Source organism: Staphylococcus sp. HL28 (genome assembly GCF_021117155.1).
Taxonomy (GTDB): domain Bacteria; phylum Bacillota; class Bacilli; order Staphylococcales; family Staphylococcaceae; genus Staphylococcus; species Staphylococcus warneri.
The window spans coordinates 872,160-888,502 of record NZ_CP088218.1; the positions used below are offsets into that span (position 1 = coordinate 872,160).

10 protein-coding genes, 2 tRNA genes and 3 rRNA genes are annotated in these 16,343 nt (G+C 37.9%); 10 read left to right on the plus strand and 5 right to left on the minus strand.

The window, feature by feature from the left end; genetic code table 11:
• Positions 1-36 precede the first annotated feature (36 nt).
• The 10 genes from LPC11_RS04205 to rrf all read left to right on the plus strand — a co-directional run bounded on the left by LPC11_RS04205 (position 37) and on the right by rrf (position 10,020).
• Complete coding sequence (locus LPC11_RS04205; protein ID WP_002466754.1) at positions 37-363, plus strand: anti-sigma factor antagonist; 327 nt, start codon at positions 37-39, stop codon at positions 361-363.
• A 1-nt stretch (position 364) separates the two neighbouring features.
• Positions 365-844, plus strand: coding sequence for an anti-sigma B factor RsbW (gene rsbW / locus LPC11_RS04210; RefSeq protein WP_002466768.1), 480 nt, complete (start codon positions 365-367; stop codon positions 842-844).
• Positions 819-1,589 carry an RNA polymerase sigma factor SigB gene (sigB, locus tag LPC11_RS04215; protein WP_002451621.1) on the plus strand — a complete coding sequence of 257 codons (771 nt, stop codon included), beginning with the start codon at positions 819-821 and terminating at the stop codon, positions 1,587-1,589. Before rsbW ends, sigB begins: the two co-directional genes overlap by 26 nt.
• Before the next feature lie 214 nt (positions 1,590-1,803).
• The gene (locus tag LPC11_RS04220) at positions 1,804-3,954 is read left to right on the plus strand and encodes a Tex family protein (RefSeq protein ID WP_231307363.1); all 2,151 of its coding nucleotides are present in this window, start codon (positions 1,804-1,806) and stop codon (positions 3,952-3,954) included.
• Positions 3,947-4,405: a SprT family protein gene (locus LPC11_RS04225; RefSeq protein ID WP_023373280.1), complete on the plus strand. Its 459-nt coding sequence runs from the start codon at positions 3,947-3,949 to the stop codon at positions 4,403-4,405. Before LPC11_RS04220 ends, LPC11_RS04225 begins: the two co-directional genes overlap by 8 nt.
• Before the next feature lie 274 nt (positions 4,406-4,679).
• Positions 4,680-4,765: transfer RNA gene (locus tag LPC11_RS04230), tRNA-Leu, on the plus strand.
• Positions 4,766-4,788: 23 nt separating this feature from the next.
• A tRNA-Gly gene (locus tag LPC11_RS04235) sits at positions 4,789-4,862 on the plus strand.
• Positions 4,863-4,980: 118 nt separating this feature from the next.
• A 16S ribosomal RNA gene (locus LPC11_RS04240) occupies positions 4,981-6,533 on the plus strand.
• 380 nt (positions 6,534-6,913) lie between these two features.
• Positions 6,914-9,835, plus strand: a 23S ribosomal RNA gene (locus tag LPC11_RS04245).
• Positions 9,836-9,905: 70 nt separating this feature from the next.
• Positions 9,906-10,020 (plus strand): 5S ribosomal RNA (gene rrf, locus LPC11_RS04250).
• The 16S, 23S and 5S rRNA genes sit together here with 2 tRNA genes alongside, the layout of an rRNA operon.
• Positions 10,021-10,521: 501 nt before the next feature.
• On the opposite strand, the gene ilvA is transcribed toward rrf, so the two are convergent.
• The 5 genes from ilvA to LPC11_RS04275 are packed head-to-tail and all read right to left on the minus strand — an operon-like array spanning position 10,522 to position 16,334.
• Positions 10,522-11,790 (minus strand): threonine ammonia-lyase IlvA, encoded by a 1,269-nt coding sequence (ilvA, locus tag LPC11_RS04255; protein WP_106913160.1) that lies wholly within the window; start codon positions 11,788-11,790, stop codon positions 10,522-10,524.
• A 12-nt stretch (positions 11,791-11,802) separates the two neighbouring features.
• Entirely contained in the window at positions 11,803-12,372 is a 570-nt protein-coding gene (gene leuD / locus LPC11_RS04260; protein WP_023373276.1) for a 3-isopropylmalate dehydratase small subunit, read from the minus strand.
• On the minus strand, positions 12,373-13,743 hold the full coding sequence (leuC, locus tag LPC11_RS04265; protein ID WP_023373274.1) for a 3-isopropylmalate dehydratase large subunit: 1,371 nt from the start codon (positions 13,741-13,743) through the stop codon (positions 12,373-12,375). It abuts the gene before it with no gap.
• Positions 13,744-13,758: 15 nt separating this feature from the next.
• Complete coding sequence (gene leuB / locus LPC11_RS04270) at positions 13,759-14,802, minus strand: 3-isopropylmalate dehydrogenase (RefSeq protein WP_023373272.1); 1,044 nt, start codon at positions 14,800-14,802, stop codon at positions 13,759-13,761.
• Positions 14,799-16,334 (minus strand): 2-isopropylmalate synthase, encoded by a 1,536-nt coding sequence (locus LPC11_RS04275; protein ID WP_023373270.1) that lies wholly within the window; start codon positions 16,332-16,334, stop codon positions 14,799-14,801. Before LPC11_RS04275 ends, leuB begins: the two co-directional genes overlap by 4 nt.
• Between the last annotated feature and the right edge of the window lie 9 nt (positions 16,335-16,343).

A 16,343-nucleotide genomic window follows, 5' to 3' on the forward strand; every position in this document is an offset into this window, starting at 1 on the left:
CTAGTAGATTTGAAATACAATTAGGAGTGTAACCAAATGAATCTTAATATAGAAACTGTCACACATGATACATATTATGAAGTTAAAGTTGGCGGAGAATTAGATGTTTATACAGTACCTGAATTAGAAGAAGTGTTAGTACCCATGAGACAGGAAGGTACACACGATATTCATGTTAATTTAGCGAATGTTAGTTATATGGACTCAACAGGCTTGGGACTATTTGTAGGTACTCTTAAAGCATTAAATCAAAACGGTAAAGATTTATATATCTTAGGTGTTTCTGACCGTATTGGTAGATTATTTGATATTACCGGATTAAAAGATTTAATGCATGTTAATGAAGGAACGGAGGTAGAGTAACATGCAATCAAAACAAGACTATATTGAAATGCGGTTACCAGCTTCTGCCGAATATGTAAGTCTAATTAGATTAACACTATCTGGAGTGTTTACTAGAGCAGGTGCTTCATACGATGATATAGAAGATTCAAAAATTGCAGTAAGTGAAGCAGTTACGAATGCAGTTAAACATGCATACAAACATAATCCTGAAACAGGCATGATAAATTTGTGTTTTGAAGTTTTTGAAGATAAAATTAAAATTGTGATTTCAGATCAAGGTGAAAGCTTTGATTATGAGACAACTAAATCTAATTTAGGACCTTATAATGATAACGAAAATATAGATTTCTTACGTGAGGGTGGATTAGGGTTATTCTTAATCGAGTCACTAATGGATGAAGTAACTGTTTATAAAGAGTCTGGTGTTACAATAAGCATGATTAAGTATATAAAAAAAGAGCAGGTGCGAAATAATGACGAAAGAGTCGAAATCAGTTAATGATGTATCACCTGAACAGATTAACCAATGGATTAAAGAACACCAAGAAGACCAAAATAGCGGGGCTCAAGATAAGTTAGTAAGGCATTATCGTAAACTAATCGAATCTTTAGCTTATAAATATTCTAAAGGTCAATCACATCATGAAGATTTAGTTCAAGTGGGAATGGTTGGTTTAATAGGTGCTATAAATAGATTTGATTTGTCATTTGATCGAAAATTTGAAGCATTCCTAGTGCCAACTGTAATTGGTGAAATAAAAAGGTATTTAAGAGATAAAACATGGAGTGTTCATGTACCTAGACGTATAAAAGAAATAGGTCCACGCATAAAGAAGGTAAGCGATGAACTTACTAACGAATTAGAACGTTCACCTTCAATAAGTGAAATTGCTGCTCGTTTGGAAGTTACAGATGAAGAAGTCCTTGAAGCAATGGAAATGGGCCAAAGTTATAATGCATTAAGTGTAGATCATTCAATAGAAGCGGATAAAGACGGTTCTACGGTTACGTTACTAGATATTATGGGTCAACAAGATGATAACTATGATCTTACAGAAAAGCGCATGATACTAGAAAGAATTTTACCTATTTTATCTGATAGAGAAAAAGAAATCATTCAGTGCACATTCATCGAAGGATTAAGTCAGAAAGAAACTGGTGAACGAATAGGTCTAAGTCAAATGCATGTGTCTAGATTACAGCGAACTGCTATTAAAAAGTTGCAAGAAGCAGCTAAACAATAATTATTTAAAAGTAATTAATAATAATATTTATAAGATTATTATTACTTTAGTTAGATACTACATAGTTAAGTGTAGTACTGCTGAAGTAATAGTAATCTTATTTTTTAATTTTTATACTCAGGGAAACAAAAAATAAGAGTATCAGTATTTATAATTACAGTTAGCAACTATGTTAAAATAAAAAGATAAATTAAAGAAAAAGTGTGGTAGAACTATGGACAATCATTTAATAAAATCAATTATCGAAAAATATAATTTTACAGAAAAGCAAATTACTTCTGTATTGAAACTATTAGAAGATAAAAATACAGTTCCATTCATTGCCAGATATCGTAAAGAACAAACTGGTGGTTTAGATGAAGTAGAAATTAAACAAATATCTGATGAATATCAATATATGTTTAACTTACAAAAAAGAAAAGAAGAAGTGATTCATAGTATTGAGCAACAAGGTATGCTAACTAACGAATTACAAAACGATATTCTTAAACAAACTAAATTACAACGTGTTGAAGATTTATATAGACCGTATAAACAAAAGAAAAAAACACGTGCAACTGAAGCAAAAAGAAAAGGTTTAGAACCTTTAGCTCAATGGATATTACAATCTCAACTTGACGAAAATGTTCAAACAAAAGCACAAACATATCTTAACGAAGAAGTGAAAAACGTTGAAGAAGCCATTCAAGGTGCACAAGACATCATTGCAGAACAAATTTCTGATAACCCTAAATATCGTTCAAGAATATTAAAAAATGTTTACCATCAAGGACAAATTGTAACTACTAAAAAGAAAAAAGCTGAAGATGAAAAAGAAATATTCTCCATGTATTATGATTATGCAGAACCGATTAAAAAGATAGCTAATCATAGAGTTTTAGCGATTAATAGAGGAGAAAAAGAAAAAATATTATCTGTAAAAATAGAATTTGATACAGAACTAGTAGAAAAAGACATAGAAAAACAAGAAATAAAAAGAGAAACTGAAGCGGCAGCCATTGTAAGAGACGCAATTAAAGATAGCCTTAAAAGATTAATAATGCCATCTATTGAACGTGAAATCAGAGGGGACTTAACAGAAAAAGCTGAAAATCATGCTATAGATGTTTTTAGTGAGAATTTGAGACATTTACTTTTACAACCGCCAATGAAAGGAAAGCAAATACTTGGCTTAGATCCAGCTTTTAGAACAGGATGTAAACTAGCAGTTATTAATCCATATGGCACATTCGTGGCTAAGAATGTGATTTATCCGCATCCCCCAGTAAATAAAACAGAAAAAGCTGAAAAAATTGTAGTAAAAATGATTAATGATTATGATGTTCAATTAATTGCAATTGGTAATGGGACAGCTAGTAGAGAAACAGAACAATTTATTGCTAATGTTATTAATAAATTTAATCTTAAAGTTCAATTCATTATAGTAAATGAAGCAGGCGCTTCAGTATATTCAGCATCAGAAATTGCACGTGCAGAATTTCCTGATTTCCAAGTCGAAGAAAGAAGTGCTGTTTCAATTGGTAGAAGGGTACAAGATCCTTTAAGTGAATTAGTTAAAATAGATCCAAAATCAATAGGTGTAGGTCAATATCAACATGATGTGAATCAAAAAGAATTAGAGAAGGCATTAACATTTGTTGTTGAAACAGCGGTAAACCAAGTCGGCGTGGATGTTAATACAGCTTCTCGTTCACTACTACAATATGTATCAGGACTTTCATCACAGATTGCCCAAAATCTAATAGATTATAGAGAAGAAAATGGTGCTATTAAACATCATAAAGATATTGCTAAAGTTAAACGTTTAGGTGCCAAAACATTCGAACAAAGTATTGGTTTCATGAGAATTGTAGATGGCACAGAACCGTTAGATAATACATCTATTCACCCAGAAAGTTATGATGTAACATATCAATTACTTAACCAGTTAAATCTTAAAGTTGAAGATTTGGGTAGTGAAACGTTAAAAAATACATTAGACTCCATTGATATTCATGAAATTGCTAACCAATTAAATATAGGAATACCAACATTAGAAGATATTATTAAATCTTTAAAAGCACCAAATAGGGATCCTCGTGATGAATTTGAAACTCCAATTTTAAAATCAGATGTTTTATCAATTGAGGATTTATCAGAAGGAATGAAACTTAGTGGTACTGTAAGAAATGTAGTGGATTTTGGTGCGTTTGTTGATATTGGTGTCAAACAAGATGGACTTGTCCATGTATCAAAACTATCTAAAAAATTTGTTGAGAACCCAATGGACATTGTAAGCGTAGGAGATATTGTCGATGTTTGGATAATTAGCATAGATAAGCAAAAAGATAAAGTATCATTGACAATGATAAATCCATATGAATAATCAGGAATTACAAAGTTTAGTATGTGATATTTCCTTAAAGTATTTTAAAATTCCCTTTAAACATAATGCCTATTTTAATAGTCGCTTAAGAACCACAGGTGGTAGATATTTACTAAAATCACATGATATAGAAATTAATCCCAAGCAATATGAGCATTATGGTAAAGAAGCTATTATTGATATTGTAAAACATGAACTTTGCCATTATCATTTGCATATTTTAGGTAAAGGTTATAAACATAAAGATCGAGATTTTAAAAACTTAAGTACTAAAGTCGGAGCACCAAGATTTTGCACACCAACGCAATCATATGAGGAACGTGCTAATTATGAATATATGTGTACTGAATGTAAGACTAAGTATGTAAGAATAAAAAGAGTGAATGTAAGTATCATGAGATGTGGCAAATGTGGCGGAAAATTAAAGTTAATTAGAAAAAAGTTGAAGTAAGTCATAGTCTGTTAAAAAGAAATTGGATATGAATTAGAATGAGGGCACTAATAAGAAAAAATATTTAGTGTCCTCTATTTATATCAAAAATAAGTATTGACATAACTTTTACGATGATTTATTATAAATAACGTTGCATTAATAAATGAGCGAACATTACAAGATAATTAATTTTGTTAATTTCATGTTAAAAAGTTATTGACATTACTTAATAAATGATTTACAATTTATTATGCTATTGAGAAATCGATATACTTTTGAATGCGTTTTGCCAGCGGTCGTGGCGGAATGGCAGACGCGCTAGGTTGAGGGCCTAGTGGGAGAAATCCCGTGGAGGTTCAAGTCCTCTCGGCCGCACCAAAATAACTTTTCAAATTATATATGCGGGTGTAGTTTAATGGCAAAACCTCAGCCTTCCAAGCTGATGTTGTGGGTTCGATTCCCATCACCCGCTCCAAGATTTAATTAAATGAACATTGAAAACTGAATGACAATATGTCAACGTTAATTCCAATAATGTAACGAAAGTTACAACAATTAATTTAGTTTTATGAGCTAATCAAACATCATAATTTTTTATGGAGAGTTTGATCCTGGCTCAGGATGAACGCTGGCGGCGTGCCTAATACATGCAAGTCGAGCGAACAGATAAGGAGCTTGCTCCTTTGACGTTAGCGGCGGACGGGTGAGTAACACGTGGATAACCTACCTATAAGACTGGGATAACTTCGGGAAACCGGAGCTAATACCGGATAACATATTGAACCGCATGGTTCAATAGTGAAAGGCGGCTTTGCTGTCACTTATAGATGGATCCGCGCCGTATTAGCTAGTTGGTAAGGTAACGGCTTACCAAGGCAACGATACGTAGCCGACCTGAGAGGGTGATCGGCCACACTGGAACTGAGACACGGTCCAGACTCCTACGGGAGGCAGCAGTAGGGAATCTTCCGCAATGGGCGAAAGCCTGACGGAGCAACGCCGCGTGAGTGATGAAGGTCTTCGGATCGTAAAACTCTGTTATCAGGGAAGAACAAATGTGTAAGTAACTGTGCACATCTTGACGGTACCTGATCAGAAAGCCACGGCTAACTACGTGCCAGCAGCCGCGGTAATACGTAGGTGGCAAGCGTTATCCGGAATTATTGGGCGTAAAGCGCGCGTAGGCGGTTTTTTAAGTCTGATGTGAAAGCCCACGGCTCAACCGTGGAGGGTCATTGGAAACTGGAAAACTTGAGTGCAGAAGAGGAAAGTGGAATTCCATGTGTAGCGGTGAAATGCGCAGAGATATGGAGGAACACCAGTGGCGAAGGCGACTTTCTGGTCTGTAACTGACGCTGATGTGCGAAAGCGTGGGGATCAAACAGGATTAGATACCCTGGTAGTCCACGCCGTAAACGATGAGTGCTAAGTGTTAGGGGGTTTCCGCCCCTTAGTGCTGCAGCTAACGCATTAAGCACTCCGCCTGGGGAGTACGACCGCAAGGTTGAAACTCAAAGGAATTGACGGGGACCCGCACAAGCGGTGGAGCATGTGGTTTAATTCGAAGCAACGCGAAGAACCTTACCAAATCTTGACATCCTTTGACCGCTCTAGAGATAGAGTCTTCCCCTTCGGGGGACAAAGTGACAGGTGGTGCATGGTTGTCGTCAGCTCGTGTCGTGAGATGTTGGGTTAAGTCCCGCAACGAGCGCAACCCTTAAGCTTAGTTGCCATCATTAAGTTGGGCACTCTAAGTTGACTGCCGGTGACAAACCGGAGGAAGGTGGGGATGACGTCAAATCATCATGCCCCTTATGATTTGGGCTACACACGTGCTACAATGGACAATACAAAGGGCAGCTAAACCGCGAGGTCAAGCAAATCCCATAAAGTTGTTCTCAGTTCGGATTGTAGTCTGCAACTCGACTACATGAAGCTGGAATCGCTAGTAATCGTAGATCAGCATGCTACGGTGAATACGTTCCCGGGTCTTGTACACACCGCCCGTCACACCACGAGAGTTTGTAACACCCGAAGCCGGTGGAGTAACCATTTATGGAGCTAGCCGTCGAAGGTGGGACAAATGATTGGGGTGAAGTCGTAACAAGGTAGCCGTATCGGAAGGTGCGGCTGGATCACCTCCTTTCTAAGGATATATTCGGAACATCTTCGTAGAAGATGAAGGAATAACATTGACATATTGTATTCAGTTTTGAATGTTTATATAACATTCAACATATCTTCTTTTTCAAAGAAAGCGATTCGCAGACAATGCGTTGAGTTACTTTAAAGCGGAGTTTACTAGAGTAAATGAGTATTTAAAGTAATGATAACAAAGCAGTATGCAAACGCTTGACTGGAAATAGAACTTGTACATTGAAAACTAGATAAGTAAGTAAAATAGATTTTACCAAGCAAAACCGAGTGAATTAGAGTTTTAAAGCTTGAATTCATAAGAAATAATCGCTAGTGTTCGAAAGAACACTCACAAGATTAATAACGCGTTTCCTGTAGGATGGAAACATAGATTAAGTTATTAAGGGCGCACGGTGGATGCCTTGGCACTAGAAGCCGATGAAGGACGTTACTAACGACGATATGCTTTGGGGAGCTGTAAGTAAGCGTTGATCCAGAGATTTCCGAATGGGGAAACCCAGCATGAGTTATGTCATGTTATCGATATGTGAATACATAGCATATCAGAAGGCAGACCCGGAGAACTGAAACATCTTAGTACCCGGAGGAAGAGAAAGAAAAATCGATTCCCTGAGTAGCGGCGAGCGAAACGGGAAGAGCCCAAACCAACAAGCTTGCTTGTTGGGGTTGTAGGACACTCTATACGGAGTTACAAAAGTATATATTAGACGAATCATCTGGAAAGTTGAATCAAAGAAGGTAATAATCCTGTAGTCGAAAATATATACTCTCTTGAGTGGATCCTGAGTACGACGGAGCACGTGAAATTCCGTCGGAATCTGGGAGGACCATCTCCTAAGGCTAAATACTCTCTAGTGACCGATAGTGAACCAGTACCGTGAGGGAAAGGTGAAAAGTACCCCGGAAGGGGAGTGAAAGAGAACTTGAAACCGTGTGCTTACAAGTAGTCAGAGCCCGTTAATGGGTGATGGCGTGCCTTTTGTAGAATGAACCGGCGAGTTACGATTTGATGCAAGGTTAAGCAGCTAATGTGGAGCCGTAGCGAAAGCGAGTCTGAATAGGGCGTTTAGTATTTGGTCGTAGACCCGAAACCAGGTGATCTACCCTTGGTCAGGTTGAAGTTCAGGTAACACTGAATGGAGGACCGAACCGACTTACGTTGAAAAGTGAGCGGATGAACTGAGGGTAGCGGAGAAATTCCAATCGAACTTGGAGATAGCTGGTTCTCTCCGAAATAGCTTTAGGGCTAGCCTCAAGTGATGATTATTGGAGGTAGAGCACTGTTTGGACGAGGGGCCCTTCTCGGGTTACCGAATTCAGACAAACTCCGAATGCCAATCAATTTAACTTGGGAGTCAGAACATGGGTGATAAGGTCCGTGTTCGAAAGGGAAACAGCCCAGACCACCAGCTAAGGTCCCAAAATATATGTTAAGTGGAAAAGGATGTGGCGTTGCCCAGACAACTAGGATGTTGGCTTAGAAGCAGCCATCATTTAAAGAGTGCGTAATAGCTCACTAGTCGAGTGACACTGCGCCGAAAATGTACCGGGGCTAAACATATTACCGAAGCTGTGGATTGTCCGTAGGACAATGGTAGGAGAGCGTTCTAAGGGCGTCGAAGCATGATCGCAAGGACATGTGGAGCGCTTAGAAGTGAGAATGCCGGTGTGAGTAGCGAAAGACGGGTGAGAATCCCGTCCACCGATTGACTAAGGTTTCCAGAGGAAGGCTCGTCCGCTCTGGGTTAGTCGGGTCCTAAGCTGAGGCCGACAGGCGTAGGCGATGGATAACAGGTTGATATTCCTGTACCACCTAGTATCGTTTTAATCGATGGGGGGACGCAGTAGGATAGGCGAAGCGTGCTATTGGATTGCACGTCCAAGCAGTAAGACTGAGTGTTAGGCAAATCCGGCACTCATAAGGTCAAGCTGTGATGGGGAGAGGAAATTGTTTCCTCGAGTCGTTGATTTCACACTGCCAAGAAAAGCCTCTAGATAGATAACAGGTGCCCGTACCGCAAACCGACACAGGTAGTCAAGATGAGAATTCTAAGGTGAGCGAGCGAACTCTCGTTAAGGAACTCGGCAAAATGACCCCGTAACTTCGGGAGAAGGGGTGCTCTTTAGGGTTAACGCCCAGAAGAGCCGCAGTGAATAGGCCCAAGCGACTGTTTATCAAAAACACAGGTCTCTGCTAAACCGTAAGGTGATGTATAGGGGCTGACGCCTGCCCGGTGCTGGAAGGTTAAGAGGAGTAGTTAGCTTCTGCGAAGCTACGAATCGAAGCCCCAGTAAACGGCGGCCGTAACTATAACGGTCCTAAGGTAGCGAAATTCCTTGTCGGGTAAGTTCCGACCCGCACGAAAGGCGTAACGATTTGGGCACTGTCTCAACGAGAGACTCGGTGAAATCATAGTACCTGTGAAGATGCAGGTTACCCGCGACAGGACGGAAAGACCCCGTGGAGCTTTACTGTAGCCTGATATTGAAATTCGGCACAGCTTGTACAGGATAGGTAGGAGCCTTTGAAACGTGAGCGCTAGCTTACGTGGAGGCATTGGTGGGATACTACCCTAGCTGTGTTGGCTTTCTAACCCGCACCACTTATCGTGGTGGGAGACAGTGTCAGGTGGGCAGTTTGACTGGGGCGGTCGCCTCCTAAAAGGTAACGGAGGCGCTCAAAGGTTCCCTCAGAATGGTTGGAAATCATTCATAGAGTGTAAAGGCATAAGGGAGCTTGACTGCGAGACTTACAAGTCGAGCAGGGTCGAAAGACGGACTTAGTGATCCGGTGGTTCCGCATGGAAGGGCCATCGCTCAACGGATAAAAGCTACCCCGGGGATAACAGGCTTATCTCCCCCAAGAGTTCACATCGACGGGGAGGTTTGGCACCTCGATGTCGGCTCATCGCATCCTGGGGCTGTAGTCGGTCCCAAGGGTTGGGCTGTTCGCCCATTAAAGCGGTACGCGAGCTGGGTTCAGAACGTCGTGAGACAGTTCGGTCCCTATCCGTCGTGGGCGTAGGAAATTTGAGAGGAGCTGTCCTTAGTACGAGAGGACCGGGATGGACATACCTCTGGTGTACCAGTTGTCGTGCCAACGGCATAGCTGGGTAGCTATGTATGGACGGGATAAGTGCTGAAAGCATCTAAGCATGAAGCCCCCCTCAAGATGAGATTTCCCAACTTCGGTTATAAGATCCCTCAAAGATGATGAGGTTAATAGGTTCGAGGTGGAAGCGTGGTGACACGTGGAGCTGACGAATACTAATCGATCGAAGACTTAATCAAAATTTATGTTTTGCGACGCAAAATCATTTTACTTACTATCTAGTTTTGAATGCATAACACATTCCATTTGTCTGGTGACAATGGCAAGGAGGTCACACCTGTTCCCATGCCGAACACAGAAGTTAAGCTCCTTAGCGCCGATGGTAGTCGGACTAACGTTCCGCTAGAGTAGGACGTTGCCAGGCAAATAATAGGATGCGATGAGCCGCATTGAGACCGCAAGGTCTCTTTTTTTTATGCCTAAAAATAAGAAATTCAACGCAGAGCAAATGCGTTTAGACGATGAATTGAAGAAAGAGCGCAACGAGCTTAGTCGAGCTAAGTGAGTAAGTGAGAGATGAAAATGAAGAAGTATAAGCGCATTTCTCTCAAGTTGAAAAAGGTCCTTAGCGTCGAAGGTAGCAGACTAACGTTCTAAAGCAAAACAGTGATTGAAAATCACACGTTTTACTTACTTAATAGCATAAGCTATTAAGATCAATAGTCCATGCCAGGCAAATAATAGGATGCGATGAGCCGCATTGAGACCGCAAGGTCTCTTTTTTTATGCCTAAAAATAAGAAATTCAACGCAGAGCAAATGCGTTTAGACAATGAATTGAAGAAAGAGCGCAACGAGCTTAGTCGAGCTAATAGTAAAGTAGAAACTAAAACGAAGCCATGCATGTTGGCATAGCTTCGTCTATTTTAAATTAATAATGAATATAGCATTTTATTTTCATTAATGTAAATGTTTGAAGAATCAAACTGGTTTACATTTTCTTTTAATTGTTGTAAGTCTGTATGATCTTTAAGTTGAATACCGATAATTACAGTACCAGTATTTTGAGATGATTTCTTTAAATATTCAAATTTAGTAATATCATCTTGTGGGCCTAGTACATCATTAACGAATTCTCTAAGTGCACCAGGTCTTTGTGGGAAATTAAGAATGAAATAATGTTTCATTTCCTCGTATAATAATGAACGTTCTTCAATTTCTTTCATACGATTAATATCATTATTACCACCACTTACGATACAAACCACTGTTTTTCCTTTGATTAATTCTCGATAGTCTTCTAATGCTGCTACACTTAATGCTCCAGCAGGTTCGGCAATAATTGCTTGTTTAGAGTACATATCTAGGATTGTTGAACAAACTGCACCTTCATCCACTTGTACATAGTCATGTACGAATGATTTAGCAATTTCAAATGTAATATCACCAACTCTAGCAACTGATGCACCGTCAACAAATTTATCGATGTTTTCTAATGTTACAATTTTGTTATTAACTACCACAGATTCATACATACTACTAGCTCCAGCAGGTTCTACACCAATGATTTTAGTTTGTGGAGAATAGTCATGAAAATAAGTACTGATACCTGAAATTAAGCCGCCACCACCAATAGCTGCAAATAAATAATCAAAATTGATATTTTCCTTGCGAGATTGTGAAATCATTTCTTTAGCTAAGGTGCCTTGACCTGCAATAGTATAAACATTATTAAATGGATCAATAAAAGTCATATTATTTTGTTTAGTATATTCAAGCGCTTCTGCTAAACAATGATCAAATGTGTCACCAGTCAATTTAATTTCAACATTACCATTTCCAAAGAATTGAACTTGGTTAATTTTTTGTAAAGGCGTTGTGACTGGCATGAAAATGACAGCATTTAGATTAAGTTTTTTAGCTGTGTAAGCTACGCCTTGAGCATGGTTTCCAGCACTAGCACATGTAATACCTTTACTTTGAATGTCATCAGAAAGTACTGAAATAGCATTATAAGCACCACGTAATTTAAAAGAGCGTACCCATTGCAAGTCTTCTCTTTTTAAATATACCTTACAATCATACTTTTGAGATAAATAGTGATCTAATTGTAAAGGCGTTTCTTTAACTATATCCTTAAGACGTAAATAAGCTTCGTCAATATCTTTGGTTGAAACTGTTGTTTTTACTGTCATTATTTTCCCACCTTAATGTGCTTTTTCATATTTTTCAATTAAATCTTCATATTGCAAAGTAATATCAATATCATCAAGTCCATTGATTAGTTTATTTTTCCAAGTTTCATCGATATCAAAATGAAAGGTTTGTTCTGTTGATGATACAGTTTGATTAGGTAAATCTATTGTGATCTCTTTGAATGATGCAAGATGTTCACGCGAAGGTTTATCTAAAACGATAGGGAGCATGGCATTCTTAGTACAATTCATATAAAAAATATCGCTATAACTTCCAGCAATGATGATACTAAAACCATAGTCTTTTAATGCCCAAGCAGCATGTTCTCTACTTGAACCACAACCGAAATTATCTCCAGTGATTAAAATACTAGCTCCTTGATATTCAGGTTTGTTTGGATTAAAGTCTGGATTATCGCTTCCGTCTGGTAAATAACGCCATTCATCAAAAGCGAATGGGCCAAATCCAGTTTTTGAAATACGTTTTAAATGAACTTTTGGAATAATTTGATCTGTATCAATATTATCGTAAAATAGAGGAACAATTTTACCTTGATAAGTTGTGATTGGTTTAATATCCATCTAAACGACCACCTTTCTAACATCAACAAAACGCCCATTAATTGCTGCTGCTGCGGCCATAGCAGGGGAGACGAGATGTGTTCTAGCTCCTTTACCTTGTCTACCCTCAAAGTTGCGGTTACTTGTAGATGCACAATGAACGCCTTCAGGTACTTGGTCTGGATTCATACCTAGACACATTGAACAACCTGGTTCACGCCATTCAAAGCCCGCTTCTTTAAATACTTTATCAAGACCCATTGATTCTGCTTCTTTTTTAACTGTTCGTGATCCTGGAACAACTATAGCTGTAATATTAGGATGTACATGATTACCTTTTACAATATGACTAGCTTCGATCAAGTCAGTAATTCTAGCATTAGTACATGATCCTAAAAATACATAACCTAATTCAATATCTTCAGCTTTTTGTCCTGGTTCCAACCCCATGTATTGATAAGCTCGTTCGTCATTAGAATCTTTAATGTCAGGGAAGGGGGTATTAAAATTAACACCCATTTCAGGATTAGTGCCCCAAGTTACTTGAGGTTCCAAATCTGAAACATCCATTTCAATGACTTTGTCAAAAACAGCATCCTCATCAGAATAAAGTTGTTTCCATTCAGATATTGAGCGTTCGAAATTGTCAGCATATGGTCTACCTTTTACATATTCAAATGTAGTTTCATCTGGTTGCATAATTCCATATTTTGCACCTGCCTCTATAGCCATATTGCATATTGTCATTCTAGCTTCCATTGATAGGCTTTTGATTGTTTCGCCAGTGAACTCTAAAGCATAGCCAGTACCAAAATCTACACCGTATTGATTAATAAGATAAAGAATAATATCTTTAGCGTATACACCCTTAGGTAAGTTTCCATTGATATCAATCTTCAAATTTTTAGGTTTTGTTTGCCAAAGCGTTTGTGTAGCAAAGACATGCTCTACCTCACTCGTTCCGATACCAAAAGCTATGGCACCAAAAGCGCCATGTGTAGCAGTATGAGAATCACCACATACAATGGTCTTTCCTGGTTGTGTTAGTCCAGTTTCAGGTCCAACCATATGCACGATACCTTGTTCATCTGATCCCATATCAAATATGTGTACACCGAAATCTTTTGCATTTTTTTGTAGCGTGGTAATTTGCTTATTTGCAATTTCATCTTTGATATTAAAAATATCTACTGTTGGGACATTATGATCTAATGTAGCAAATGTTAAATCGGGACGTCGTAAGCGTCTATTTTGTATTCTCAATCCTTCAAACGCTTGTGGTGATGTTACTTCATGTATTAAATGTAAATCAATATATAATAATTGAGGGTCACCTACATTTCCATGTAAGACATGTTTATCCCATACTTTGTCAAATAGTGTTTGTCCCATAAGATGACGCCTCCCTTAAGTATAAAATTCTTTTAAAAGTTTAATAATTTGAGATGTAGTATACTTACCACCTAAATCAGCTGTGCATTTTCCATCTCTAATAAGCTGATATACATTGTTTTCTAATTCTTTAGCTGCCTCAACTTCATTGAAACTTTCACGTAAACACATTGCTAAAGATAATATCATTCCAAAAGGATTGGCTTTATCTTGACCAGCAATATCAGGCGCAGAGCCATGAATAGGTTCATATAATCTTGTGCCATCTTTACCAAAACTTGCTGATGGAGATAATCCTAAAGAACCTGGAATGACTGAAGCTTCATCGCTTAAGATGTCTCCAAATAGATTTTCAGTGACAATGACGTCAAATTGTGTTGGACGTGTAATCAAATGCATACTACAGGCATCTACAAGTAAATATTCTACCTCTACATCTGGATAGTCATGTTTTACTTCTTCAACCGTTTTTCTCCATAGTTTACTTGAAGCAAGTACATTTTCTTTATCGACTGACGTTAACTTCTTGTGTCGTTGTTGTGCTATTTCAAATGCGACTCTAACAATTTGTTCAATTTCAGTACGCGTATAAGTTAAAGAATCTAATGCATGATGATCACTTAATTCACGTGGTTCTCCGAAATATAAACCGCCCGTTAATTCTCTAACGATAACTAAATCTGTACCTTCAACTCGATCTTGTTTGAGAGGTGAAAGATGACTTGTGCCATCAGTCACAATAGTAGGGCGAATATTAGCATATAAATTAAGTGATTTTCTTAATTTTAATAATCCTTGTTCTGGACGTACGTTAGGATTAGTCCATTTTGGACCTCCAATTGCACCTAATAAGATCGCATCAGCGTTTTCACAAGCCTTTAATGTTTCATCTGTAAGAGGTGTGCCATAGGCATCTATGGCAGCTCCTCCAAAATGATGTGTATCTACTTGATACTTAAAATGATATTTTTGACTGATTTTTTCTAGAACTTCTAAACTCCCATTTAATATTTCTGGGCCTATGCCATCTCCAGGTAAAGCAACGATGTTATAGGTCATGATTGGATACCTTCTTTCTCTTTAGCGTCTGCAGCGTATTTTGCATGTGCCTCAATATAAGCTTTACATGAAGCTTTTAAAATATCGTGATCAATACCTATACCATTAACTTCTTTATTATCGATTACAAGATTAACATGTACCTCTGCTTGAGCATCTGTACCTTCTGTAACAGAATCAATACGATAGTCGATTAATTCTGTTTCACGTTTAAAGATACGATCAACTGCATTATAAATTGCGACAATGGAACCTGTACCAATACTAGAGTCTTGATAAATACTGCCATCTTTATCTTTAATTACAACGACTGCACTTTGAAGTCCATTAGAAACGAATTGAAGTTGTAATGCTTCTAATTGATAAATCGCACTTTGTTCATGTTCTGAGCCTTGAATTAAAGCATGAATATCGCGATCAGAAACTGATTTTTTCTTATCAGCAATAGATTTAAATTGTTTAAATAAATTAATTTGATCGTCTGGATTAATGTCATAGCCTAATGATTTTAATTTTTCAGCAAAGGCGTGTTTACCTGAAAGTTTTCCTAAAGGTAATTCTGTAGTACTAACACCAACTAATTGAGGTGTCATAATTTCATATGTTTCACGATGTTTAAGAATACCATCTTGATGTATACCAGATTCATGACTAAATGCATTTTGTCCAACGATAGCTTTATTTCTGGGTACACGAATACCTGCATAGCGAGAAATTAAGTCAGAAGTTTTCTTAGTTTCTTTTAATTCAATTTGTGACTCTATTCCATAATGATCTTTACGAATATATAGTGCTAAAGCGACTTCTTCTAGTGCTGCATTACCAGCACGCTCGCCAATACCATTTACAGTACCCTCAACGCGTCTCGCACCACCTTCAATTGCAGCTAGACTATTAGCAACAGCCATACCTAGGTCATCGTGACAATGTGAACTATAAATAATTTCATTATCAGATTGCACGGATTCAGTTAAAGTTTTAAAAATTTGTCCATATTCATTTGGGTAACTAAAGCCTACAGTGTCAGGAATATTAATAATAGTTGCACCAGCATCTACAGCTGTTTGTACACTTTTAATTAAAAAGTCCATATCTGTTCGCGTTGCGTCTTCAGGTGAGAATTGAACGATATCAAACAATTGCTTAGCATAAGTGACATGTTCTTTTATAGAATCTAAAACTTCTTCTTGAGACATTTTCAATTTGTGCTCTAGATGAATAGGGGATGTCGCAATAAAAACATGTACTAAAGGTTTAGCAGCATGTTTTGTTGCTTCATAGACTGCATCTATATCAGATTTGATACATCTAGCTAAGCCACAAACAGCAGTTGTTGTTAAGGCTTTAGAAATAGCTTCCACTGATTTGAAACTACCTGTACTAGAAGCAGGGAAGCCAGCTTCGATAACATCTACACCCCATTTTTCAAGTTGTTGTGCTATTTTTAAACGTTCATCGAATGTAAAATTCACTCCAGGTGTTTGTTCACCATCTCTAAGAGTGGTATCAAATATTTGAATATGGCTACTCATTTTAATCAA

What these genes read in the sequence shown, in the direction of transcription:
- LPC11_RS04205 (WP_002466754.1), top strand. Translation starts at nt 37, where the DNA reads ATGAATCTTAATATAGAAACTGTCACACATGATACATATTATGAAGTT.
- rsbW (WP_002466768.1), top strand. Translation starts at nt 365, where the DNA reads ATGCAATCAAAACAAGACTATATTGAAATGCGGTTACCAGCTTCTGCC.
- sigB (WP_002451621.1), top strand. Translation starts at nt 819, where the DNA reads ATGACGAAAGAGTCGAAATCAGTTAATGATGTATCACCTGAACAGATT.
- LPC11_RS04220 (WP_231307363.1), top strand. Translation starts at nt 1,804, where the DNA reads ATGGACAATCATTTAATAAAATCAATTATCGAAAAATATAATTTTACA.
- LPC11_RS04225 (WP_023373280.1), top strand. Translation starts at nt 3,947, where the DNA reads ATGAATAATCAGGAATTACAAAGTTTAGTATGTGATATTTCCTTAAAG.
- ilvA (WP_106913160.1), bottom strand. Translation starts at nt 11,790, where the DNA reads ATGACAGTAAAAACAACAGTTTCAACCAAAGATATTGACGAAGCTTAT.
- leuD (WP_023373276.1), bottom strand. Translation starts at nt 12,372, where the DNA reads ATGGATATTAAACCAATCACAACTTATCAAGGTAAAATTGTTCCTCTA.
- leuC (WP_023373274.1), bottom strand. Translation starts at nt 13,743, where the DNA reads ATGGGACAAACACTATTTGACAAAGTATGGGATAAACATGTCTTACAT.
- leuB (WP_023373272.1), bottom strand. Translation starts at nt 14,802, where the DNA reads ATGACCTATAACATCGTTGCTTTACCTGGAGATGGCATAGGCCCAGAA.
- LPC11_RS04275 (WP_023373270.1), bottom strand. Translation starts at nt 16,334, where the DNA reads ATGAGTAGCCATATTCAAATATTTGATACCACTCTTAGAGATGGTGAA.